This is a genomic window from Arenibacter echinorum (assembly GCF_003259375.1).
GTDB lineage: Bacteria > Bacteroidota > Bacteroidia > Flavobacteriales > Flavobacteriaceae > Arenibacter > Arenibacter echinorum.
Window position 1 is genome coordinate 426,510 of record NZ_QLLN01000005.1, and the last position, 25,166, is coordinate 451,675.

24 protein-coding genes are annotated in these 25,166 nt (G+C 41.2%); all 24 read left to right on the forward strand.

Features of this window, described 5'->3' with window-relative positions; translation table 11 throughout:
* Nucleotides 1-34: 34 nt before the first annotated feature.
* The 24 genes from LV92_RS15045 (at nt 35) to LV92_RS15160 (ending at nt 25,101) form a co-directional block, all read left to right on the forward strand.
* Entirely contained in the window at nt 35-493 is a 459-nt protein-coding gene (locus LV92_RS15045) for a hypothetical protein (protein WP_111624434.1), read from the forward strand.
* Nucleotides 494-570: 77 nt separating this feature from the next.
* Entirely contained in the window at nt 571-843 is a 273-nt protein-coding gene (locus LV92_RS15050; protein ID WP_069858890.1) for a DUF5676 family membrane protein, read from the forward strand.
* On the forward strand, nt 844-1,548 hold the full coding sequence (locus LV92_RS15055; RefSeq protein ID WP_111624435.1) for a lycopene cyclase domain-containing protein: 705 nt from the start codon (nt 844-846) through the stop codon (nt 1,546-1,548).
* Between the two features lie 49 nt (nt 1,549-1,597).
* Nucleotides 1,598-2,044 carry a universal stress protein gene (locus LV92_RS15060; RefSeq protein WP_111624436.1) on the forward strand — a complete coding sequence of 149 codons (447 nt, stop codon included), beginning with the start codon at nt 1,598-1,600 and terminating at the stop codon, nt 2,042-2,044.
* Between the two features lie 76 nt (nt 2,045-2,120).
* A complete protein-coding gene (locus tag LV92_RS15065; protein ID WP_111624437.1) occupies nt 2,121-3,530 on the forward strand; it encodes an NAD(P)/FAD-dependent oxidoreductase in 1,410 nt (469 codons plus the stop codon).
* Nucleotides 3,530-4,858 carry a Na+/H+ antiporter NhaA gene (gene nhaA / locus LV92_RS15070; RefSeq protein ID WP_111624438.1) on the forward strand — a complete coding sequence of 443 codons (1,329 nt, stop codon included), beginning with the start codon at nt 3,530-3,532 and terminating at the stop codon, nt 4,856-4,858. Before LV92_RS15065 ends, nhaA begins: the two co-directional genes overlap by 1 nt.
* 7 nt (nt 4,859-4,865) lie before the next feature.
* The gene (locus LV92_RS15075; protein WP_069858902.1) at nt 4,866-5,879 is read left to right on the forward strand and encodes a type II glyceraldehyde-3-phosphate dehydrogenase; all 1,014 of its coding nucleotides are present in this window, start codon (nt 4,866-4,868) and stop codon (nt 5,877-5,879) included.
* Nucleotides 5,880-5,889: 10 nt separating this feature from the next.
* Complete coding sequence (locus tag LV92_RS15080) at nt 5,890-6,951, forward strand: class I fructose-bisphosphate aldolase (RefSeq protein WP_069858904.1); 1,062 nt, start codon at nt 5,890-5,892, stop codon at nt 6,949-6,951.
* 13 nt (nt 6,952-6,964) lie between these two features.
* Nucleotides 6,965-8,329, forward strand: a complete 1,365-nt coding sequence (locus tag LV92_RS15085; protein WP_103440875.1) for a dicarboxylate/amino acid:cation symporter — start codon at nt 6,965-6,967, stop codon at nt 8,327-8,329.
* Nucleotides 8,330-8,345: 16 nt separating this feature from the next.
* Entirely contained in the window at nt 8,346-10,031 is a 1,686-nt protein-coding gene (locus LV92_RS15090) for an alpha-amylase family glycosyl hydrolase (RefSeq protein ID WP_111624439.1), read from the forward strand.
* 35 nt (nt 10,032-10,066) lie between these two features.
* A complete protein-coding gene (gene glgP / locus LV92_RS15095) occupies nt 10,067-12,607 on the forward strand; it encodes an alpha-glucan family phosphorylase (protein ID WP_111624440.1) in 2,541 nt (846 codons plus the stop codon).
* Between the two features lie 27 nt (nt 12,608-12,634).
* Entirely contained in the window at nt 12,635-12,814 is a 180-nt protein-coding gene (locus LV92_RS15100) for a hypothetical protein (protein ID WP_069858912.1), read from the forward strand.
* Nucleotides 12,815-12,924: 110 nt separating this feature from the next.
* On the forward strand, nt 12,925-14,142 hold the full coding sequence (locus LV92_RS15105; RefSeq protein WP_103440876.1) for an acetate/propionate family kinase: 1,218 nt from the start codon (nt 12,925-12,927) through the stop codon (nt 14,140-14,142).
* A 6-nt stretch (nt 14,143-14,148) separates the two neighbouring features.
* Complete coding sequence (locus LV92_RS15110; RefSeq protein ID WP_069858916.1) at nt 14,149-16,533, forward strand: phosphoketolase family protein; 2,385 nt, start codon at nt 14,149-14,151, stop codon at nt 16,531-16,533.
* 64 nt (nt 16,534-16,597) lie between these two features.
* On the forward strand, nt 16,598-17,593 hold the full coding sequence (locus LV92_RS15115) for a 2-hydroxyacid dehydrogenase (protein ID WP_111624441.1): 996 nt from the start codon (nt 16,598-16,600) through the stop codon (nt 17,591-17,593).
* 55 nt (nt 17,594-17,648) lie between these two features.
* Nucleotides 17,649-18,479 (forward strand): universal stress protein, encoded by an 831-nt coding sequence (locus LV92_RS15120; protein ID WP_111624442.1) that lies wholly within the window; start codon nt 17,649-17,651, stop codon nt 18,477-18,479.
* Nucleotides 18,480-18,495: 16 nt separating this feature from the next.
* Complete coding sequence (locus LV92_RS15125; protein ID WP_111624443.1) at nt 18,496-19,050, forward strand: ion channel; 555 nt, start codon at nt 18,496-18,498, stop codon at nt 19,048-19,050.
* Nucleotides 19,043-19,882: an ATP cone domain-containing protein gene (locus LV92_RS15130; RefSeq protein WP_111624444.1), complete on the forward strand. Its 840-nt coding sequence runs from the start codon at nt 19,043-19,045 to the stop codon at nt 19,880-19,882. The genes LV92_RS15125 and LV92_RS15130 overlap by 8 nt, the downstream gene beginning before the upstream one ends.
* A 48-nt stretch (nt 19,883-19,930) precedes the next feature.
* The gene (locus tag LV92_RS15135) at nt 19,931-20,185 is read left to right on the forward strand and encodes a hypothetical protein (protein ID WP_111624445.1); all 255 of its coding nucleotides are present in this window, start codon (nt 19,931-19,933) and stop codon (nt 20,183-20,185) included.
* A 153-nt stretch (nt 20,186-20,338) separates the two neighbouring features.
* Nucleotides 20,339-21,715 carry an MBL fold metallo-hydrolase RNA specificity domain-containing protein gene (locus tag LV92_RS15140; protein ID WP_111624446.1) on the forward strand — a complete coding sequence of 459 codons (1,377 nt, stop codon included), beginning with the start codon at nt 20,339-20,341 and terminating at the stop codon, nt 21,713-21,715.
* A 29-nt stretch (nt 21,716-21,744) separates the two neighbouring features.
* Complete coding sequence (locus tag LV92_RS15145; protein WP_111624447.1) at nt 21,745-23,247, forward strand: thymidine phosphorylase family protein; 1,503 nt, start codon at nt 21,745-21,747, stop codon at nt 23,245-23,247.
* A gap of 12 nt (nt 23,248-23,259) precedes the next feature.
* Nucleotides 23,260-24,153 (forward strand): ribose-phosphate pyrophosphokinase, encoded by an 894-nt coding sequence (locus LV92_RS15150; RefSeq protein ID WP_111624448.1) that lies wholly within the window; start codon nt 23,260-23,262, stop codon nt 24,151-24,153.
* Nucleotides 24,150-24,800: a hypothetical protein gene (locus LV92_RS15155; protein ID WP_111624449.1), complete on the forward strand. Its 651-nt coding sequence runs from the start codon at nt 24,150-24,152 to the stop codon at nt 24,798-24,800. The genes LV92_RS15150 and LV92_RS15155 overlap by 4 nt, the downstream gene beginning before the upstream one ends.
* 7 nt (nt 24,801-24,807) lie before the next feature.
* A complete protein-coding gene (locus LV92_RS15160; RefSeq protein ID WP_069858935.1) occupies nt 24,808-25,101 on the forward strand; it encodes a phosphoribosylpyrophosphate synthetase in 294 nt (97 codons plus the stop codon).
* The last annotated feature ends 65 nt before the right edge of the window (nt 25,102-25,166 follow it).

Genomic DNA, 25,166 nt, shown 5'->3' on the forward strand with positions numbered 1-25,166 from the left:
TATCAACAAATTTTAACAATTAAAATTAATCGAAATGAAAACAAAAATTAAAAAAGCAATAGGAATTGTTTTGGCCACTTTCACTTTGTCGGCTTGTGCACAAAAACAAGAAAGTTCTGTAAAGGATATGCTTAAAGACCCTTCACAACAAGAGAAGGTGTTGACATTGATGGTTGAAGACCACGATTTGGGCAAAAAGTATATTGCCAAGATGATGGAAAATGACCATGCCACGGGCATGATAGTAGATGAACTCGTAAGAGCGGCTGCAAACGATACCATCCTGGCCGGTAAACTTAGCGAAATGATTACCAGATACCCTGACCTGATGCTCCTTACAACGCACCACTTTATGCCCGTCATAGCGGCTCACGGTGAATTAAGCGACACTTTTTGCGACCATACCTTGGAACATGAAAATCTGGAAAAGACCTTGCACGAAAAGATGGATGGCAACAAAAAGATGGATGGCAACAAAAAGATGGATCATTAACAGGGATCTGTAAATAGTTTGTACGGGTTTCAAAAATTATATTTAAAAACTGGACAATTAATTTTAAAACAAGAATTATGAATCGATTTAATGTAAAAAAATTAGGATTTGCTTTTGGCCTAACAGGCGCCTTAATTTATCTGGGCTGTATGATTGTAATGACAACAGCAGGTCAAGAAGGTACAATATCATTTTTCAACAGCCTGTTACACGGTTTGGATACTTCCAGTATTATAAGAATGGATGTGCCGTTATCGGAAGCATTCTTCGGAATCATTCAAACTTTTATCCTTGGATGGCTTATTGGGGCCTGTATAGCGGCTTTTTACAATGTGCAACTAAAGAAATAAATGCAATACGTCTGGTTCATATGGTCCCTTATTCTCCTCGCCCTCTGGGGCCTGGTTTATCTTTTGAAAAAGGATTCTAGGAAAGAGATGCTCAAAATGAGTTGGATTACCATGCCTTTTGGGCTTACAGAGCCTTTGTTCGTTCCAGAATATTGGCATCCGCCGTCCCTTTTTGATTTTGCGATAAAGACTGGCTTCGATATTGAAAGTCTCATCTTTTCATTCGCCATTGGGGGTATTGGTACGGTGTTATATAACCTTCTATTTAAGAGAAGATACATTGAAATGGCGCATACGGAACGCGGACATGCCATGCACAGACTTCACATATACATTCTTTTCGTCCCAGTTCTAGTGTTTTTGGTTTTGAGTCTCTTTACCGATTTGAACCATATTTATTGCGGAATTTTGGCCATGTTCATGGGAGGTTTGGCAACGCTGTATTGCCGGCCAGATCTAAAGGGGAAAATATGGGTCGGGGGTCTTTTGTTCACGCTGCTCTACTTTGTGTATTTTGGAAGTATTATTCCCTTCTATCCAGATTATGTAGAACTATACTGGAACCTGGAAAATCTGACCCAAATCCTTGTTCTAGGCATCCCAATTGAGGAACTGCTGTTCGCGTTCACTTTCGGAATGTATTGGTCAGGGCTAAACGAGCACTTGTATTGGAAAAAGTTAATGAAGCCTATTATCATAAGTTGAGATTAGGAGACATAGCATAGATATATCACCAAAAAATAAAAATCATAAGATGAAAATAGTATTAGCAATAGACGGTTCTGATTATAGCAAGATGGCCGTAAATGAACTTGGGGCGATACCATTGCCTGCAGGCACGGAAGTATGTATATTAAATGTGTTCGAAAACCCCATGTTGGCTGTTCCAATGGGTGGCACGCTTGGTAATTATTACGAAGAAGCTATATCCAATGCAAGAAAATCGGCGGAGGCAATTGTTAATGATGCCTCAAAATTATTAAAAATCGAGAATGACAAATTATCGATTACAACAGTAGTGGTCAATGGGATTCCCAAAAGCGCAATTCTAGAAAAGGCCGAAGCCTTTGATGCAGATTTAATCGTAGTTGGGTCTCAGGGCCATGGTGCATTCTCTAGATTTTTGCTCGGCTCGGTTTCCCAGTCCTTAGCAACACATGCGGACTGCTCAGTTTTGATTGTAAGAAAACGCAGCATATAAGAGCAAAAAGTTTAGTAAGCGCGGGTATGGACTATTTAAGCACTTGTATCGGAAAATGTATTAAAATCAATTTGGCATGAGCAATAATCAAATATTAGGCAGTATAGATCATGATAAATGTAAAGTGGCAGATGAAATTTGCTTGCCCGATTCCGAGCAACCGAGAATAGTTATAGTTGGAGGTGGCTTTGCGGGTTTGGCATTGGTGGAAGGACTAAAAAACAAAAATGTTCAGATAGTGCTTATAGACCGTAACAACTTTCATCAATTCCAGCCCTTATTTTATCAGGTAGCTACGAGCGGCCTCGAACCCGATAGTATTGTATTTCCATTTAGGAAACAAATTAAAGGGTACAAAAACGTAAGCTTCAGACTGGCCGAGGTACGGGAAATCCAGGCCTCTACTAATACTGTCATAACGGACAAAGGAAAACTTACCTATGATTATTTGGTACTGGCGACTGGTACTAAGACTAACTTTTTTGGTATGGAAGAAGTGGAAAGAAATAGTTTGGGCATGAAAGATATCCGGGATTCCCTAAATATCCGCCATATGATGTTGCAAAACTTGGAGCAGGCGGCAATTACATGCGATGATGTGGAACGTGATGCCCTTACCAATTTTGTGATCGTGGGCGGTGGCCCTGCGGGAGTAGAAATGGCAGGTGCACTAGCTGAGTTTTGCAAATATATCCTTCCAAAGGACTATCCAGAATATCCTTCTTCAATAATGAATATTTTTTTGGTGGAAGCTATGGATAAACTACTTATAGCAATGTCCGACAAAGCTTCTTCAAGAACATTGACCTATCTGGAAAATCTAAATGTGACTGTCTTGTTGAATGAATCCGTTAGCAATTATGACGGTAAGGTTGTCCAAACCAAAAACGGGAAGAGAATATTGGCCAAAAACCTTATTTGGACGGCAGGTGTAAAAGGGGACTTTCCAAAGGGTATCGATCAGAAGCATGTAGCTAAGGGCAATCGCTTAAAAACTGATGCTTATTTGAAGGTTGAAGGGCAAGAAAACATTTATGCCATCGGGGATATTGCGGCACTGATTTCCGAAGAGACTCCAATAGGCCATCCCCAGGTAGCTCAGGCTGCGATTCAACAAGGAAATTATCTTGCCCAAATGTTGAACAACCTAAACAATAACATACCATCAAAGTCTTTTAAATATACTGATAAAGGGTCTTTGGCGACAGTTGGAAAGCGAAAGGCGGTAGCGGATCTGGGAAAATTGAAGTTTACCGGATACTTTGCTTGGTTGTTATGGTCCGTGGTGCACTTGATGTCAATTAGCGGATTCAGAAATAAACTTTTGGTCGGCTTCAATTGGGCCATAAGTTATTTTTCTTATGAAAAGAGCAATAGGGTAATAATCCGGAATTTCAAACGTGATTCTACCACGGAAACTCCATCAAAAAACAATACCAATAATGCTTTAGAAAAGGATAAAAACATACAAAAAACCCAGCATTGATGCTTAAACACGAAACAAATAGCGGTATTATGAAATTCTTTGGCAACACGGCCAAAGAACTCAATAACAATGGTGTTATTCTATTTATCACTGTAGTCATCGCAATGGTCTGGGCCAATTCGCCATGGAAGGAATATTATATCGCCTTAATGCAAACCGATATTGCCTTCACTATTGGCACCCTTCAGCTATCGGAGCCGCTATTGTTATGGATCAACGATGGCCTAATGGCCCTATTCTTTCTACAAGTTGGCTTAGAGCTGAAACGTGAAATAATCGGCGGTAAACTTTCATCTCCAAAGAGTGCGGTATTACCTATTGGAGCGGCTATTGGAGGCATGGTACTTCCTGCCCTTATTTATTTTATGTTCAATAGCTCGGGCGAGGCATCAAATGGTTGGGGCATTCCCATGGCTACGGACATTGCCTTTTCTCTAGGGGTATTGGCCATTGTCGGAAAAAGACTGCCTTCCGCTTTGAGGGTCTTTCTTATTACTCTTGCTATAGTGGACGATTTGGGTGGTGTCTTGGTCATTGCGCTATTTTATACCTCCGGTATTTCCGAGATGGATCTACTTCATGGACTATTGTTCTTCGGAGCTTTGATTATCGGAAATTATGCGGGAGTAAGAAGCACATGGTTTTATGCCATTATTGGTATAGGTGGTGTTTGGCTGGCCTTCTTTTTCTCAGGAATACATCCAACGATAGCTGGAATTCTTACCGCATTTGCAATTCCAGGCAGGGTAAAAATTAAGGAAAATACCTTTTTGAACCGTTTAGACAACTTACACAAAAAATTTCAAGAAACCAAGTCGATAAGGGGCGCGCTTATCTCAAAAACGCAGTTGGATATTTTGGAGGATATCAAGACTACAAGTTCAGAGGCGGAGACTCCCCTTCAAAAATTGGAAAGGTCCTTAAACCCAATAGTTAGCTTCATCATTCTCCCTTTGTTTGCTTTGGCAAACACAGGAATACATCTTCATGGTGATTTGTTGAAAGTACTATCCAGCCCCGTTAGTTTGGGGATTGGTCTGGGCCTGATTCTTGGAAAATTTATCGGTATTGCCGCTTTTTCAAGAATACTGGTCGCACTTAAACTTGCAAAACTACCGGAAAAAGTGAATTGGAACATGATTTATGGTATAGCTTTTCTTGGAGGTATTGGTTTTACCATGTCATTGTTTATAAATGAGCTGGCCTTCACAGACGAGTCTTTGATATTCACGGCCAAGGTAAGTATCCTATTCGCTTCTATGTTAGCAGGTGTAATAGGCGCTATACTATTACATAGAAACAGTAAAAAATTAATAACAGTAAAATAATAAGGATATGAAAAGTATTGCAGTAGTAGGTTATGGGGTCATCGGAAAAAGAGTGGCCGACGCCATTAATGTACAAGACGATATGAACTTGATCGGGGTTTGCGATGTCATCAGCGATTGGCGGATACAGAATGCCATAAGAAAAGAGTATGATATCTACGCGGCAACCGCCGAGGCCGAAAAAGAAATGAAGGCTGCAAGTATTCCAGCAAAGGGTAACCTGCAAGACCTGTTGAAAAAGACAGACTTAGTGGTGGATTGCACCCCAAAGAATATAGCGGCAAAGAATGTGGAAATATATAAAAAACTGAGTATAAAATTCATTCTTCAAGGTGGTGAAAAACACCATACTACTGGCCATTCCTTTAGTGCAGAAAATAATTATCAATCCGCGATAAATTTAGATGCTACAAGGGTAGTTTCTTGCAATACCACTTCTATTCTTCGAACCCTGACAACTTTGAAGAGAGCAGATCTATTGGACTATGCACGGGGAACATTATTAAGAAGGGCCACCGACCCATGGGAAAGCCATTTAGGTGGTATTATGAATACAATGGTTCCCGAAAAAGATATTCCAAGCCATCAAGGTCCTGACGCTAAAAGTGTGGATCCCGAACTGGATGTCATCACTGCCGCAGTAAAAGTGCCCGAAACATTGAGCCATATGCATTACTGGAACGTGAAATTAAAAAAACAAGCCACAAAAGAAGAAGTGCTAAATGCTTTTAAAACTTCTACACGGATTAAGCTAATTAATTATGACCAAGGTTTGGTTTCAAACAATACAATAAAAGAAATGTTCTTGGATATGGGCAGGCCTTGGGGAGATATGTACGAGGTGGCCCTGTGGGAAGATATGCTTAAAGTAGTGGGTGATGAGCTTTTTTATGCTTATGTGGTGGATAACCAGGCGATTGTTATCCCAGAGACTATAGATGCCATTCGTGCACTTACTGGGATTGAGACAGATGCAGCAAAATCCATCGCCAAAACCAATATAAGTTTGGGAATCATATAAACATAGCGTTATGAAAACATATGAAAATTTAGTGAATCATTTAGGGGACAAAGCATCTTTCTATTTGGACCACGTAAGCGAAAGGATTACCAAGGATGAACTCCATTTGCCTGATGAAAATTTTGTCTCTAAAGTTTTTGTCAATAGTAATCGGAATCCACAAGTGCTAAGAAGTCTTGCCCAGCTTTACGGGCATGGCAATCTGAAAGATACAGGATATTTAAGTATACTGCCCGTTGACCAAGGTATTGAGCATAGTGCAGCCTTTTCCTTTTATAAGAATCCCGATTATTTTGATCCGGAAAATATCATAAAATTAGCCATTAGTGCTGGTTGTAATGGGGTCGCCTCAACCTTCGGGGCGTTGGGTCTCTATGCCCGTAAATATGCGCATAAAATTCCTTTCATTGTTAAGATAAACCATAACGAACTCCTGTCATACCCCAATGCCTACGACCAAACCTTATTCGGAAAGGTCAGGGAAGCTTGGAACATGGGTGCTATATCGATCGGGGCCACCATCTATTTTGGATCTAGGGAAAGTAATCGACAGTTAAAGGAAATTTCGGATGCATTTGCCGAAGCCCATAGTCTTGGCATGGCTACGATCTTATGGTGCTACACCCGGAACGACGCTTTTAAAACGGATAAAGTGGACTACCACGCAGCAGCAGATTTAACGGGGCAGGCCAATCACCTTGGGGTAACGATACAGGCAGATATCATCAAACAAAAGTTGCCCACCACAAATTTTGGTTTTAAAGACCTGAAATTTGGAAAATACGACGATGCCATGTACGAGAATCTGACGACAGAGCACCCTATAGACCTTTGTCGATTACAGGTTGCCAATTGCTATATGGGCAAGATAGGATTGATAAATTCAGGTGGAGGTTCCAAAGGAGCATCCGATATGGCAGAAGCCATCACAACCGCAATCGTAAACAAACGAGCCGGAGGATCGGGTTTAATTCTGGGAAGAAAGGCTTTTCAAAAACCCTTCAAGGATGGGGTGGAATTAATAAATGCGGTTCAGGGCGTTTACATTGAGAAAAGAATCACGGTAGCATAATACAGATAAAAGAATGGTCGATACGGAAATAAAATCATTAAAATCCCTACACCACTACTTGCAAAAGTTGGTAGAAAATAGGCTTTGGCTTAAGGTTATCATTGCTTTGTTTTTAGGTGTTGGTGTTGGCCTGTTGTTAAGTCCTCAAAATGGTTGGATAACCAAAAACACTGCCGATGCATTAGGAAATTGGTTGGCCCTACCAGGTATGTTATTCCTAAAATTGGTACAAATGATCATGATTCCCTTGATCGTAGCATCAATCATTACTGGTATTGCAAGTAACAATAAGGAAAACCTGAAAAGGTTGGGTGGTGGTGTTCTATTATATTTTATATCAACAACCATTATTTCAGTGACAATAGGTACAATTCTTGCATTAATTTTTAGGCCTGGAAAGTATCTGCACCAACAGGCGGAAGTTGGTCATGCAAATGCAGTGGCCAATACTGCCGAAAGTTCGGAACTGTCATTTGGAATAAATGATATTCCGAACGCCATAACAAATTTGTTGCCTGAAAATCCATTGGCCTCTATGGTAAGCAGCGAAATGTTGAGTATCGTTATTTTTACTATTATAATTGGAGTTGCCGTATTATCACTAACCGACGACTTGCTTAAACCGGTAAAGTTACTCCTAGGGGCCATTCAGGAAATATGTATGACCGTGGTCAAATGGGCTATGTTATTAGTTCCGATCGCCGTATTCGGTTTAATGGCACAATTGACCTCCAGCGTCGGTTTGAACTCCCTAAGGGGTTTGGGCTTTTATGTGCTCGTGGTGCTAATAGGATTGCTAATATTGGTAGGTATTTACCTCGTGTTGGTAAGCATTCTTGGCCGGAGCAACCCATTGACATTTTTGCGAAAAATAACGGATGTTCAACTATTGGCATTCTCAACTACAAGTTCAGCCGCAGTAATGCCCCTATCTCTAAAAACAGCAGAGGAAGGGCTCATAGTGGATGCCTCCATCAGCAATTTCATTATTCCCATCGGGGCTACTGTAAATATGGATGGGACGGCCCTTTATCAGACCATTACGACTTTGTTCATAGCGCAGGCCTACGGATTGGAAATGGGCCTTCTGAATATTATTGTTGTAGTAGTTACCATAGTTGCAGCTTCCATTGGAACTCCGGCCATTCCAGGAGGTGGCGTCGTGATTTTGGCTTCTGTGCTATCCAGCGTAGGAATTCCCGCCGAAGGAATTATCATAATAATAGGGGTTGAGCGCTTGCTTGGAATGTTCCGAACAGCAGTCAACGTTACCGGTGACCTAACAGCCTGTATGGTTTTCAATCGTTTTTACGGGAATAAAATGGAAGGATCCAAAGAGACTGATGTAAAAGCAAATACGGAATTTTCCACTATTTAAATATTTAAAGAAGAAGATGATAAAATCAATTAACGAAATAGATTTTTCTCCAAAACCGGGCAAGGCCTACTGGGTAAACTGTCACAGGGAATGGCGGGAGGAGGTCATTTATTTTCTGATGGTCGACCGATTTCATGATAGTAGAAAACGACATTCTTTAAAGTTCGACATGAGACATCCCGGTTTCGGAAATGAAGATCAATTGCAAAAGCCTTTTGGCGGTACCCTCCAAGGAATCATCAACAACATTGACTATATCAAAAATTTGGGCTCTACCGCCATTTGGTTAAGCCCTGTGTTTGAAAATAATCCAGAATCCTATCATGGATATGCCATCCAGAATTATATGGACGTGGACAAACGCTGGGGCAACAAGAAAGATTTGGAAAAACTAGTGGACAAGGCACACGGGTTGGATATAAGGGTGTTCTTGGATATCGTTTTGCATCATTCCGGAGATAATTGGTCGTATCCTTTTGATTACAACTATTACTATTTTAACGGCCAGCGTTTTCCCTTGGACGAATGGCGGGAAAAAGATAGGCCAATTCCAGTTGAACTGAGAAATATGGAACTGTATAACCGTAAAGGGCAGATTATAAATTTCGATAATTATCCCGAGACACAGGAAGGCGACTTCTTTACCTTAAAAACATTTAGAAACGATGGTTCCCCTGATAGTGAAGATTTACGGGAGATACTGGCCAAGATACATTGTTACTGGATTCGTGAGACAGATGTGGATGGTTTCCGTTTGGATGCCGTCAAACATATGAAGGGAAACGACATTAACCGTTTTTGCTCTACGATAAGGGAATATGCCTACTCCTTAGGCAAAAGAAACTTTTTTCTATTTGGTGAAATTATCGGGGACGATGAGACGGGTAATCCCTATATAGGTCCCAAAATACTGCCCGAGGACCGGAATATATATTACGGGCTTGATTCTATATTAGATCATCCATTACACAGTGTTTTAGCAGAAGTGATAAAAGGGAATTCATCCCCGAATAGATTGATACAGAGGTATTCGGATTTGCAAAAGAATGCTCTAAGCCGAGGTAGGCATGGGGAGTTCCTCGTGACCTACATCGATGACCATGATCAGGTGGGGATGGACTTTAAACACCGATTTGGCCATAACGCCACTACTGCACAAGTTGTTGCGGGAATGGGATTTCTTATTTGTGCCCTTGGCGCTCCGTGTATTTATTATGGTACCGAACAAGGTTTTGAGGGTAACGGCATGGATGACCGATATATTAGGGAAGGAATGTTCAATCCCGATGATAAGGAGTCGAACGTATTGAACCAAGAATCATGGATATTCAAGAGAATTGCTGTCTTGGCACATCTAAGACAAAAAGAGGCCATTCTAAAGTTCGGCAGAATGTATTTTCGGGAAACTTCAAAAAACGGACTCGATTTTCAGTTTCCTGATTGCGAGAAATGTCTTTTGGCATTTTCAAGGATTCTGCATACGGGTGAAATTCTCGTTGTTTATAATTCCTCCCCAAAAGATATCAAAGAGGAATATATAGCAATTGATACCACTATCAATAAAGAGGGTACACTTATGCAATGCATTTATGGGAACAAGAAAAAAATCAGGATAGAAAAAAATATAGATCAAGATGCTGACCGCCTTTTCATCAAGGTAAAGCTAAAACCCATGGAATTTTTGATATTCAAGAATCATTAAATAAAGGAACTTAATAAAGAACAAGCATTACAAGCATGAAAAAACAAAAATACAATGCAAATCAAATCTACGGATTAATGCACACAGACATCGAGGGAATCGATGCACTGATAGAACTGGCCCTGAACATACGATGGTCATGGAACCATGCCTCGGATGAACTATGGCAACAACTGGATCCGGAACTTTGGGAATTCACGCAGAACCCATGGGTAATTTTGCAAACGATTTCACGAAATCGACTGGAGGAACATTTGGCAGATCCAGCTTTTCGGGAAAAGCTCGATGGCCTATTAAAGGCAAATGAGCAAGCGAATTCAACTCCCACTTGGTTTCAGAAAAAGCATCCGAAGACACCGCTTACCACTATTGCCTATTTTAGTATGGAATATATGCTTAATGAGGCCCTACCCATATATGCCGGAGGCCTCGGCAATGTAGCGGGTGATCAGTTAAAATCGGCCAGTGATCTGGGGGTACCCGTTGTTGCCGTGGGACTACTTTATGCCAAAGGCTATTTCCGTCAGGAAATTGACAAATATGGAACGCAAAATGCCTTATTTCCCTATAATGACCCGGGACAATTGCCCATTACGCCCTTACGTTTACCTAACGGGGAGTGGCTACGTATAAAGGTATCGTTGCCGGGTCACCCGATATGGCTCCGGGCATGGCAGGTACAGGTAGGACGGTCTAAGCTCTATCTGTTGGATAGCAACGACGCCGCCAACTTGCCCATACATCGTGGAATAACAGATGAGCTGTATGGGGGTGGGCCAGAACTCCGCATAAAACAGGAGATTATTTTGGGTATCGGGGGCTACCGGCTGCTTAAGGCCCTGGATATAATGCCCGAAGTCTGCCATATGAACGAAGGGCATGCCGCTTTTTTGGTCCTGGAACGAGCCAACAATTTTATGAAGGCGAACGGTACCTCGTTTGAAGAGGCACTTACCGTTACTCGAGCGGGCAACCTATTTACCACACACACTGCGGTTGCAGCTGGTTTTGATCATTTCAGTCATGAGTCTATGGAATACCATTTAGGTACTTATGCCAAAGAACAATTGGGCATAAACTTTCATGATTTGATGGCCTTGGGGCGGACAGACGCCAATAACCGATCGGAGAGTTTCAACATGGCCTATCTTGCCATTCGTGGCAGCGGGGGGGTAAATGGCGTTAGCCGATTGCACGGAGAGGTAAGTAGAACTCTTTTTAACAATCTTTTCCCGCGTTGGCCAGTGGAGGAAGTTCCGATAAGTCATGTAACAAATGGAGTGCACATGCCATGCTGGGACTCCAAATATGCAGATGAAATCTGGACGGAATCCTGCGGAAAGGACCGCTGGAGGGGCGAACTCGATGATCATTCTGCACATATTTCAAAGTTATCCGATGAGCAGTTATGGCAATTTAGGACTAAATCCAGAAACAGGCTCGTCGGTTTTATAAGGCAAAGGTTTGAGAGACAGGCAATAGTTTCTGGCCTACCGTCGGAAGTGGTTGGTATCGCTAACCAAGTTTTTGACCCGGACACCTTGACATTGGGCTTTGCCCGCCGATTTGTGCCTTACAAAAGACCGGACCTCTTATTGCAGGATCCGGAACGTTTTGTACGAATTCTTACCCATCCAGAACATCCGGTACAATTGGTGTTGGCCGGTAAAGCACCCCCTTTCGATGAATCCGGGAAGGCCTTGATACGAAAATGGGTGCAATTTATCCAAGAACATAATTTGTACAAGCATGTCCTCTTTCTAAGTGATTACGACATTATGTTGGCGGAAAGTTTGGTGCAAGGTGTCGATGTGTGGCTCAATACGCCGAGACGACCATGGGAAGCCAGTGGTACCAGTGGCATGAAAGTACTTGTAAATGGAGGCCTCAATTTGTCGGTACTGGACGGTTGGTGGGCCGAGGCATATAGTCCTGAAGTGGGTTGGGCATTGGGCGATGGCCAAGAACATGGAGATGATCCGGCATGGGACGCACACGAGGCAGCAGAATTATATGAAATACTGGAACAACAGGTCGTCCCCGAATTTTACGCACGTAACAAAAAAGGGGTGTCGGAATCCTGGGTGGAACGCATGCGAAAAAGTATGGCGATCCTAACGCCTCGTTTTTCCGCCAATCGAACGGTTCGCGAATATACGGAGGACTATTATCTGCCAGGGGCAATCAACTATAAAAAATGCGCAGCTAGGAAAGGAGCTAAAGGGAAAAGAATTGTCAGCGCAGGACATGATCTTAAAAATAAATGGGATACCATACAATTTGGGAGAGTCGAAATTGAAAGTGAACGCCAAAAGCACCACTTTAAAGTAGTCATATGGTTGAAAGGAATAGACCCCAAACATATTCAGGTAGAACTATTCGCGGAAGGCTTGAACGGTGAAGCGTCCGAAAGGATCAAAATGACATTTGATTGGTTGGGGGAAGATGGTGCACATAATTTTTATGCACAGGCAAATACTTCCCGTCCTTCAGATCATTATACCGTTCGTATTGTACCAAGCTACGAAGGCATTTCTGTACCATTAGAAGACAACTTGATTTTGTGGCAGTATTAGAATAGAACTTAAAATATAAAAAGAAAAATGGAGACACTGAAATATCATGAAACCATAATAAAAAAAGTCTGTTTCGACGAGGAGCTGTTGCAGATAGAACTGAAGAAGGCGGTTCGAAATACCACTTGTTCCGAACAACCGGCATTATTGGAATGGTGCGTTATGAGCTTGGGGCGAAATATAAAGAAATGGCATCATCTTTTATGAAAGAAAAGGATTGTGATTTTACTTATCTGGATTTATGATAGGATCCAAATAGCAATCACGTCATCAAAACCTTAGGTATAGATAATTTATAAATGTAAACTAGAAAATAAATGCTTCCGGAAAATTCAAATATCTTAACGATCAATGGTGGTTCATCCAGCATCAAGTTCGCTATGTATGAAATGGCCAAAACTCCGAAACTCATATTTTCTGGGTGTATTAACCGAATTGGGTTGGCGACTACGACTTTCAATGTTTCCAATCTCGACCTTGATGAAAAGAAGGGATATGAAATATACTGTCCCGGTTTTTACGAGGCAGCCATCTTTTTGATCCTTTGGTTAAAAAGGCAAGCTGGTTTTGATAGGGTCAAATGTATCGGCCATCGCATCGTCCACGGAAAGGCACATTCTTGTGCGGAGGTAATAGATGCAACTTTGTTAAAGGAATTAAAGCTAATAAAGGACTATGACCCGGAACATCTTCCTGCCGAAATCGAAATCATCGAACTTTTCAGGCAGCGATGCCTTGGAATATTTCAAGTAGCCTGTTTCGATACTGCCTTTCATGCAACATTACCACGCATAGCAAAGATTCTGCCCATACCAAGGCGCTTTGACCAAGCCGGCGTTCAAAAATACGGTTTTCACGGTCTATCGTATGCCTACCTCGTGGAAGAACTGAAAAAAACAATAGGTGTGGAAGAAGCTAAAGGGCGTATCATTCTTGCCCACTTGGGAAACGGGGCCAGTTTAGTGGCTTTGAAAGAAGGGAGGAGTGTCGAAACCACTATGGGATTTACCCCTGCAGGTGGGTGTGTCATGGGCTCCCGAAGTGGGGATTTGGATCCTGGGGTTGCTTGGTTTATGATGAAAAGCGAAGGTCTGAATACTAAACAGTTCAATCATTTGATCAATCATGAAGCTGGTCTCTTGGGGGTTTCGGAAACCAGTGCCGATATGCAGGACCTACTGCAAAAAGAAAGTTCAGACGAAAGGGCAGCTGAGGCGGTAGCCTTATTTTGTTATCAGATAAAAAAGTGGATCGGTTCATTTATGGCTGTATTAAGTGGACTTGATATATTGGTCTTCTCCGGCGGTATAGGTGAAAATGCCCCAATCATCCGTTCGAGAATCTGTAAAGGTTTGGGCTTTACAGGAATAGAATTGGATGAAGAGCAAAACGAACAAAATGGATTTCAAATCTCGAAGGCAGAGAGCAAAATAAAAGTATTGGTAATCCCTACTAACGAAGAGTTGATGATTGCAAAATGCACGGCAGATCTATACAACGATTTTAAAAGTAAAGAAAGACAGCATAAAAATTAATAAGACATGGAAAATCAAAATAGTGAATTAGGGTCAGTTCAAATAGCGCAGGAACTTTTGGATAAAATGGATGCGTACTGGCGGGCGGCGAATTATCTTTCCGTAGGCCAGATCTATTTAAGGGATAACCCCTTAATGCGACAACCCCTGAAGACGGAACATATTAAACCCATGTTATTGGGTCATTGGGGCACTACCCCGGGCCAAAATTTCATATATGTTCATCTAAACCGTATCATCAAAAAATATGACCTGAACATGATTTATGTGTCGGGTCCTGGACATGGAGGACCCGCCATCGTCGGAAGCACTTATCTTGAGGGAACCTATAGTGAGGTATATCCTGATATTAGCCAAGACGAAGAGGGATTGAGAAAACTGTTTACCCAATTTTCTTTTCCTGGCGGTATTCCCAGCCATGTATCCCCAGAATGCCCAGGATCAATTCATGAGGGGGGCGAGTTGGGCTATTCGCTCAGCCATGCTTTCGGGGCGGCCTTTGATAATCCAGATCTGATCGTGTCCTGTATAGTGGGCGACGGGGAAGCGGAAACAGGTCCTTTGGCTACCGCTTGGCACTCCAACAAATTTCTAAATCCTGTAACGGACGGTGTGGTACTTCCTATTCTGCACCTCAATGGGTATAAGATTGCCAACCCAACAATTCTTGCCCGGATCGGGGATACAGAGCTGGAACAGCTTTTTTTAGGGTACGGCTGGAAGCCTTATTTCATCGAGGGCGATGAACCTATGACAATGCATCGGAAAATGGGGGCATTGTTGGATAAAGTAATCGAGGAAATAAAAACGATTAAGGAGAATGCGGCGCAAAATGACAATTGGGAACGTCCCCATTGGCCAATGATTATTTTAAAATCCCCCAAAGGATGGACGGGCCCCAAGTTTGTGGATGGTTTGCCCGTGGAAAACCATTTTCGATCACATCAGGTGCCGTTGGCTGATGCTGCCAGTAATCAGGAACACCTTAAGCAACTTGAGACATGGTTCAAAAGCTACAGACCTGAAGAACTTTTTGATGAACAAGGGCATCTTTTGGCCGATCTGGTGGATTTGGCCCCTAAAGGTGAGCGGCGAATGGGTTCCAACCCGCATGCCAATGGAGGCATCTTACTGAAAGATCTTCGCATGCCCGATTTTAGGGGGTATGGCTTAAATGTATCGGTACGTGGAGAGATGGGAAACGGCGATACTCGCGTTCTTGGAGAATTCGCAAGGGATATTATCAAGTTGAACGAAAAACAACGAAACTTTAGGATTTTTGGCCCTGATGAAACACTTTCAAACCGTTTGAATTCAGTTTTCGAGGCCACTAGTAGACAATGGGAAGCCGAGATCATGAAAACCGATGAACTTCTTAAAAAAGACGGACGTGTAGTGGAAATGCTGAGCGAACACCAATGCGAGGGTTGGTTGGAAGGGTATCTCTTGACTGGACGACACGGTCTGTTTAATTGCTACGAGGCATTTATCCATATTATAGATTCCATGTTCAACCAACATGCCAAATGGCTAAAAGTAACCTCAGAGTTACCTTGGCGCAGAAAAATTGCTTCCCTGAACATTCTTTTGGCCTCCCATGTATGGCGGCAAGACCATAACGGGTTTACCCATCAGGATCCAGGCTTTATTGATCATGTCGTAAATAAAAAAGCCGAAATAGTCCGGGTATATCTGCCACCGGATGCCAATTGTCTTTTATCCGTAATGGACCATTGTTTCCGCAGCAAACATTATGTAAATGTCGTGATAGCCGGTAAACATCCCGCACCCCAATGGCTTCCCATGGAAGAAGCGGTCATACATTGTGCCAAGGGCATCGGTATTTGGACCTGGGCGAGCACTGATAGAGATGCGGAACCCGATGTAGTTATGGCCTGCGCAGGGGATGTGCCAACTCTTGAAACGTTGGCAGCAGTGTCCATATTACGTGAAAAATTACCTTATCTGAAAATACGTGTTGTAAATGTGGTGGATCTAATGAAGCTACAAACCGATACGGCGCATCCTCATGGATTAAAGGATGCCGATTTTGATATGTTGTTCACTAAAAACAAGCCTGTCATATTCGCTTTTCACGGCTATCCTTGGCTTGTACACAGGCTAACCTATAATCGAACTAACCATGCCAATATTCACGTAAGGGGGTATAAGGAAGAAGGAACTATCACGACCGCTTTTGATATGACGGTTCTAAATGATATGGATCGTTTTCATTTAGTACAGGATGTCTTGGACAGGTTGCCGAACCTAGGAGATGAAGTGGCCTATCTAAAACAGGAAATGCAGGACAAGCTGATCGAGCACAACTATTTCATACGGAAAAACGGTTTGGATATGCCCGAGATCAGAAACTGGAAATGGAAAAACTAAATGGGCTCTTTATAAGGACTATTAGAACTCCAAGAATTAGTACAATAAATTTTAATAAAACAAAATGAAAACAACGGTATTCAGCACCCACAAATTTGAAGAGCCCCATTTGGTAGCTGCAAACAAAGGCAAGCACGAGCTTAACCTACTTGATGTACGGCTGACCGAAATCACTGTTTCCTTGGCTCAGGGAGCAGATGCAGTGAGCCTATTTACGAGTGACGATGCTTCGGCCGAAGTACTTGATAAACTTAGTGCCTTTGGAATAAAATACATTGCCCTGCGAACCGCTGGATACAACAATGTAAATACTAAAAAGGCCGCTGAATTGGGTATCAAAGTTTCACGCGTTCCATCCTACTCCCCTTATGCCATTGCTGAACATACCGTCGCCCTGATATTGGCCTTGAACAGAAAACTGATCAGGTCACACAATAGGGTGAGGGATATGAATTTCTCCTTGAACGGATTGACGGGTTTTGACCTGAATGGAAAGACGGTCGGGGTAATGGGCACCGGGAAAATCGGGGCTATCCTTGTTAAAATACTCCATGGTTTTGGCTGTAAAATAATGACCTTTGATACCTCCGAAGATGAATCGCTCGTTGAAAAATATGGGGTTTGCTATACTGATTGTAAAACGCTATGCAGTGAATCTGATATCATTAGCTTACATGTCCCTTTAACTCCTTCCACCAAACATTTGATCAATGACAAGCATATTTCTCTTATGAAACCAGGAGTAATGCTTATCAATACGAGTAGAGGTGGTTTGGTGGATACCAAAGCGGTTATTCAAGGATTAAAATCGGGAAAAGTTGGTTATTTTGGGATGGATGTCTATGAAGAAGAGGAAGGACTCTTCTTTGAAGATCATTCGGATGAAATACTTCAGGATGATGTGATTGCGCGTTTAATGACTTTCAACAATGTTCTGATAACGAGCCACCAGGCCTTCTTGACCGATACTGCACTGACAAACATTGCGGACACCACAATTTATAATCTGGATTGCTTTGAAAAACAAATCGATTCGGGAAACGAAGTTGCTAATAACTAAAAACGACAAGTTTCTTTTAATCGTTTAAATATATGAATCTTAAAAAACAATCACTATGAAAAATATACTAGTACCTACCGATTTTTCCGAAAACTGTACCAAAGCAGCTAATTTGGGAATTGAAATGGCCAAGCTGTATGAAGCGGAAATCCATTTCTTTCACTTGATACATACCCCCGTAGACTGGGTAAAACTTGACAAGCTAAAAGAAAAAAGATACCCTGATACCTTGAGGGAAATCGGGTCGGCCAAATCCGCCTTACGGGAATTGGAAAAAAAGGCTGAAAAGGAAGGCTTAAAATGCCAGACATTCTTGGAATACCAAATAGAAACAACCAATATTTTACGACATTCCGGTCATTTTCATCATGATTTTATCATAACGGGAAGCAGTGGTACCAAAGGGACCGTAAGGGAATTATTGGGTAGCAATGTGGAAAAAATCATTAGAAAATCAGATGTACCCGTAATCGTGGTGAAAGGAGATGACGTTGCATTCCCTTTTAAAAATATAGTATTTGTTTCTGATTTTATGGAGGATGTAAGTGGTGCTTTCGAGCATGTAATTTCAATTGCGAAAAAATGCAATGCCCATATTCGTTTGTTGCGAATCAATACCCAAACTGATACCAATAGTATATCAGCAGGTCTGGATCCGATCAAGAGGTTTTTGGAGAAGTTTCCCGATTTGAAAAACTATTCCATGTACGTCAATAACGAACCGACTGTGGAAACTGGCATAAACACGTTCGTTAAACACGAACCAACGGATTTGATTGCTATGTCCACCCACGGGAGTACGGGATTTTTGAGTTTGTTTTCCAAAAGTATCGCTGAAGGTATAGCCAACCATTCCGCACTTCCAGTAATGACGATTAAAATTTAAAAAAAAGTATAATTCGATGTCGGATAGCTTAAATCAAATACAAGAAAAGCCCTTTTACAAATTATTGTTGGGAAGAACGGTCTTGCCACTCGTCACCATTGTGGGAATTGGCATCTTCTATGTTGTTTTAATGTCAACAATCGATCATAGTACTTTGCCATTCCACATTATCATAATAACGGCCGCATTGGGTAAGACCATTGTGATTACGATGACTACCTTGAAAAGACTGTCAAAATTGATAAAGATCTGTCATTCATTGGAGAGATTGCTTTGGGTTTTTGGATTGATAATCGTCATAAGTATTTTCTCCTTTGCAACCGATTATGCCTGTCTTTTCCAATTCAGTCCTACCACATTTGAAGGTGTTCCCGATTATTCAAACTCGTACTTGTATAATTTGTACCACTTTTTTTACTTCAGTGTGATTACCTTTTCAACAGTAGGCTACGGCGATATTATTCCAACTTCTGACGTAGCCAGATTCGTTGTTATGTTAGAAATATTTTTAAGTTTTTTCTTGATAGTATTTGCTTTGGCCAATATTAAAAAAATACACATCAATGGATAAGATAAATATTATAAAAGCAAACGGGGACAAAGCACCTTTTGAAATAGAAAAGGTAAGAATTTCATTAGAACGGGCTGGAACCGATAAATTGTTGGTGGAAGAGATAGTTCAAGATATTGTAAAGGAAGTTTACGATGGAATGACTACCAAAAAGATATATCAAATGGCGTTCAGGATGCTCAAAGGCAAGGCTAGGGTAAATGCCTCTCGATATAAGCTTAAAAAGGCACTTATGGAACTCGGCCCTTCAGGTTATCCATTTGAAAAACTGGTAGGTAAACTATTGGCACACGAAGGTTTTGACACAAAAGTCGGGGTAATTGTTCAGGGCAATTGTGTACAGCACGAAGTGGATGTGATAGCCCTAAAAGACAATAGACATTTTATGATCGAATGCAAATATCATAGTGATCAGGGCAGGTACTGCAATGTAAAGATTCCACTCTACATCCAATCCAGATTTTTGGATGTAGAAAAACAATGGGAGAAACAGCAGGGCCATGAAACCAAATTCCATCAAGGTGGTGTATATACTAACACCCGCTTCACGACAGATGCAATACAATATGGAACCTGTGTTGGGTTGTTGCTCACAAGTTGGGATTATCCAAAGGGGGACGGTCTAAAAGAACGGATAGACAGATCCGGCCTACATCCCTTAACCTCTTTAACAACATTGACAAAGATCGAGAAGTCCAAATTATTGGATAAAGGCATTGTGCTCTGCAAGGAAATTAACAAAAGCCCTTCACTATTGGAACAAATAGGTATATCCAAACGGCGACAAAAAGACATTCTTGAAGATTCGGAAAAATTATGTACCACGCATTAAAATGAAAAATAAGTAAATAAACATGTATTAATCTTAAATAGAATACAGATGAAAACAGAAGCACTACAAAAACAGAACAAAATAGACCTTGAGACATTTTACCAAGCATTGGAGGATGAACCAAGGTTACTTGAAGAGGCCTTTGAAACACTATTGGAGATGGTAAACTCCGAGCCTGAATCCGCAAAGAAACTGGCACTTCTTATCAAAAAGGACTTTCATGAACTGTACAAAGAAATAGCGGAATTATGCAAATCGGACGAAGACAAAGGGAACGCACCTTCCTGTTGTGGGGGACTTTAATATTTGGAATTGTGAAAGCACGAGCCTTGAAGTCCGTAAACAGGTGAATAAACAAGAGTAATGGTTAGAAGGTAATAGTGATTCTGGATACTAGCAATAAAAGGATTTCAGAAGATACAGTAAAATTATTTGCAACACTTTTAAACTAAAAAAATGAACAACAACAAAATAAACATTCACTTTTTGGGCGCAGCAGGTACGGTAACCGGTTCAAAATATTTAGTGGATACAGGGGATAAAAAAGTCCTTATAGATTGCGGACTATTTCAAGGACTTAAGGATTTGCGGCTAAAAAATTGGGAATATCCGCCAGTGAAGGTTTCAGAAATTGATATGGTATTGCTTACCCATGGCCATATGGACCATACAGGTTATTTGCCCAGGTTGGTAAAACTAGGATTCAAAGGTCCCATTTACGGTACCAACCCTACATTGGACATTGCCAAAATCATTTTGAACGATAGTGCAAAAATCCAGGAACAAGAAGCTGAACGTGCCAATAAGGAAGGCTATTCCAAACATAGTCCCGCAGAACCACTTTACGATTTAAAGGATGTTGAAAATACCATACCGCATTTTAAAGCGATTCCCCAATCTCAATGGATTCCATTGTTTGAAGGTATCAAAGCTCGTTTTCAGTATAACGGACATATTTTGGGTGCAACATTCATCGAGTTGGACGTAAACGGAAAACGTTTTGTCTTTTCTGGAGATATTGGTAGAACCAATGATTTATTACTCTATCCGCCTTTAAAACCTAAAAAAGCTGATGTACTTTTTATAGAATCGACCTATGGTGGAAGGTTTCATCCTGACGAAGTGGAAGCCATTCCGCAGATTGAAAAATTGGTCAATGACACCATCAATAGAGGCGGCAGCCTGTTTATCCCAAGTTTTTCGGTAGAACGTGCCCAGTTGATGATGCTCATTTTCTGGAGGTTACTAAAGGAAAACAAAATCCCTAAAGTCCCGATGATAATGGACAGCCCTATGGGAGCCAATGTTCTGGAATTGTTCCATCGCACTAGGGATTGGCACAAACTAAAAGAAATTGAATGTGATGAGATGTGTTCATATTTCACCGTCGTGAGCAGCTATCGAGAAACTATGGAATTAAGAACCGACAACAAATCAAAAATTGTAATTGCAGGTAGCGGAATGCTCACAGGAGGCAGAATGCTGAACTATCTTGAAACACAAGCTCAAAATCCCAATAATACGCTGCTGTTTATAGGTTATCAAGCGGAAGGTACTCGGGGAAGAAAATTGTTGGAAGGCAACAGGGAATTGAAAGTATATGGAAAAACAGTTCCTTTTCATATGGAGGTAGCAGAAATAGAAGGTCTCTCGGCGCACGCAGACCATACAGAGCTTATGGACTGGATGAATAAAATAAAGAATAAACCGGAGAGAATTTTCATTGTGCACGGGGAAAAAGAAGGTGCAGAAGCCCTTCAAAAGGGAATAAAAGAAACCTATGATTGGGATTCTGAAATTCCTCAGCTTTATAGCATTGAAAAAATAGGATAGTTATAAAAATCTCAAAAACAACAGATAATATGGAACAACGGTCAAATATCCTAAAATACAAACACCTTGGTATTTACACACAGAACGAGCATGTGGTCTACATGCGAGAAGATTGTCACGTTTGTATTTCCGAAGGGTTTGAGGCACTTACCAGAATTAGGGTTGCCAATACCACCGACTCTATAGTGGCTAGCCTTAACGTAATAAATTCGGACATTCTGTTGCCTCATGAAATTGGACTATCAGATGCGGCAGCAAAAAAATTAAAGGTATTCGGTAATGAAACGTTAAGAGTATCCCATTTAGAACCCATAGATTCATTAAGTCATGTAAGGGCCAAAATCTACAATCAAAAACTGGATTATACGGCCTTTAATGAGATTATTACCGATATCGTTGAAGGAGATTATTCCAACATTCATCTCTCTGCCTTTATTACCGCCTGCGCAGGAAATAGATTGGATGTCACTGAAATCTCAGACCTGACCAAGGCTATGATCGCTTCTGGAAAGCAATTGGATTGGAACAGGAAAATCGTAGTCGATAAACATTGTATCGGTGGCTTGCCCGGTAACCGCACAACTCCTATCGTTGTGGCCATTGTTGCGGCTTATGGACTTACAATGCCAAAAACATCATCGAGAGCGATTACTTCCCCGGCAGGAACAGCAGATACCATGGAGGTAATTACGAATGTTGCGCTCTCTTCGGAAGAAATTGAAGCTGTGGTAGAAAAAGAAGGTGGTTGTTTTGTGTGGGGAGGTACTGCACAATTAAGTCCGGCAGATGATATGCTTATCAAAATTGAAAAAGCCTTGGATATTGATAGTGAAGGGCAGTTGATTGCATCGGTACTTTCCAAGAAAGCGGCCGCTGGTTCTACCCATGTAGTTATTGATATTCCCGTGGGCGAGACAGCCAAAGTACGATCTTTGGCAACGGCACAACAACTACAAGAACAATTGGAAAATGTTGGCAATACTGTAGGTTTAAAAGTAAAAGTAGTTATTACCGACGGCAGCCAGCCTGTTGGAAGGGGAATTGGACCCAATTTGGAGGCCATCGATATCTTAAGTGTACTGCGCAATGAAGAAAGAGCACCAAAAGACCTCAAAGAAAGAGCCTTATTCTTGGCAGGGGAACTGCTCGAATTATCGGAAGAAGTTGAGAAAGATAAAGGCTACGAAAACGCGACGCAAATTTTGGAATCGGGAAAGGCCTATAAAAAATTCGAGGCCATTTGCAGGGCACAAGGAAGGTTTTCACGCCCCTTAAAGGCATCCTATTCGCATGAAATTCGGGCCGGAAAAACAGGGGAACTTCAACGAATAAATAACCGAAAGATTTCTAAACTCGCAAAACTATCGGGAGCGCCGCAATCCAAATCTGCGGGTATTTTATTGAACGTTCATTTGAACGATAAAATAGAAAAAGGCCAATTGCTCTATACGCTCTTTGCAGAATCTGAAGGCGAGTTGAATTATGCCTTGGAATATTATGAGAATCACGATGATATTATAGCAATAGAATAAATAAAAAGAAAAATGAAAACTATATTATTCAGTCTTCCGGGAAACCAAGAACTCACGGAATTGTTAGCAAAAAAAATGAAAGCGGAAGTAGGGGAATGCACCATACGCAAATTTCCAGATGGGGAATCCTATACCCGCATCCTTTCCGATGTGAAGGGAAAGTGTGTGGTCATGATCTGCACCTTGCACGAACCCGATGAAAAGCTGTTACCCTTGTATTTCTTAAGCCACACCGCAAAATCCTTGGGCGCTATGTGCACCTGCCTAGTGGCCCCATATTTGGCTTATATGAGGCAAGACAAAGTATTCAATGAAGGCGAAGGGGTTACTTCTGGGTTTTTTGGAAAATTGATTTCTGGTTTTGCAGATAGCATCACGACCATTGACCCACATCTACATAGGATACATTCCTTGGGCGAGGTATATCATATTCCGAACAGAGTTATTCATGCTGCGGACGAAATATCGAAATTCATTAAGACAAATATACATAATCCGATACTTATCGGACCTGATTCCGAAAGTGAGCAATGGGTTTCCGATGTGGCAAAAAAGGCGGATGCCCCATTTACCATATTGCAAAAAATACGTCATGGCGACCGAGATGTAGAAGTTTCCGTTCCCGAAATAGAGAAGTATAAGGATTCAACACCGGTGCTAGTGGACGATATTATTTCTACCGCCCGGACCATGATCGAAACCGTAGCTCATTTAAAAAATGCCGGAATGAAACCCCCGATATGTATAGGCATTCATGCTATATTTTCAGGAAATGCCTATCAAGATCTGTGGGATGCCGATGTGGAGGATATCGTTACTTGCAATACTATCCCACACCAATCGAACGCCATCGATTTAAGCGATGTCATTGCCAAGGAAGTCACTGAATTGATGCGCCATTTATGAAAATAGGATTACACTTAATATTATTCGTTTTAATGATTATTTCCGCCTATGCCCAAGATAAAATGTTGATTGGACAATTGTCCGATAGACTGGTGGTACGGGAAAATTTCGATAACAATGGCAATTTTATGAATAAACAAACTTTTAAAGCGGGAAAGATAATTGAATCCGATGATTATTATGAAATTCAGGTCGTGACCGAACTTTTTGATGAAAATGGTGCCTCCACCGATAAATATACCACCACTTACCGATGTAAACCAGAAGAATCTAGTATTATGATTATGGCCTTTCCTTTTTCAAAACCAAAATCAAAGGAAACCGAAATCAATACGGTGTCCAAAAATTTCAAGGAACTCTATGATTTGACAAACTTAGAAGATATTGAACTCGTAATGAGTTTTGATTCGGGATTGCTAAATTTTTTTGGTTCCAATAGTAAAATAAAAATTTATGACCGGGTGTTGGAATCCAATGGAAATGGAAAAGAAATTAGATCTAAAATCAATATTAAAGCATACGCTATTGGAATACGAATTAAACAGTTAATTTATGTCGCAAGTGAAATATTGACGGACAAGGGTTTATTGACCTTTCAGAAATTTACCGAGGAAGACGGCAGCTATTTTACAATGACCTATAAATAATGAAAAGATGAACAATTACGATACCCTTTCAGAAGCCATAAGCAATCTCCAGCAAAGAGGATATACTTATGATTTCAACTTAAAGCCAGAATGTCTGGAATGTGCGTCACTGAAAATAGAAATCCATCCGGAAGAATTTGAAGTAGATGAACTGCACCGTTTTGAAGGCATGAGCAGTACGGATGATAATAGTATCCTATATGCCATTTCTTCTAAAAACGGAGTCAAAGGCATTTTAGTGGATGCCTACGGAGTATATGCCGAGAATATCTCGGAAGAAATGCGAAAAAAATTGCGTTAACCCTTAAATAGAACAATATGGACAATAACAAAGATCACAAGGACAAAAAAATGGACCACTCGAAG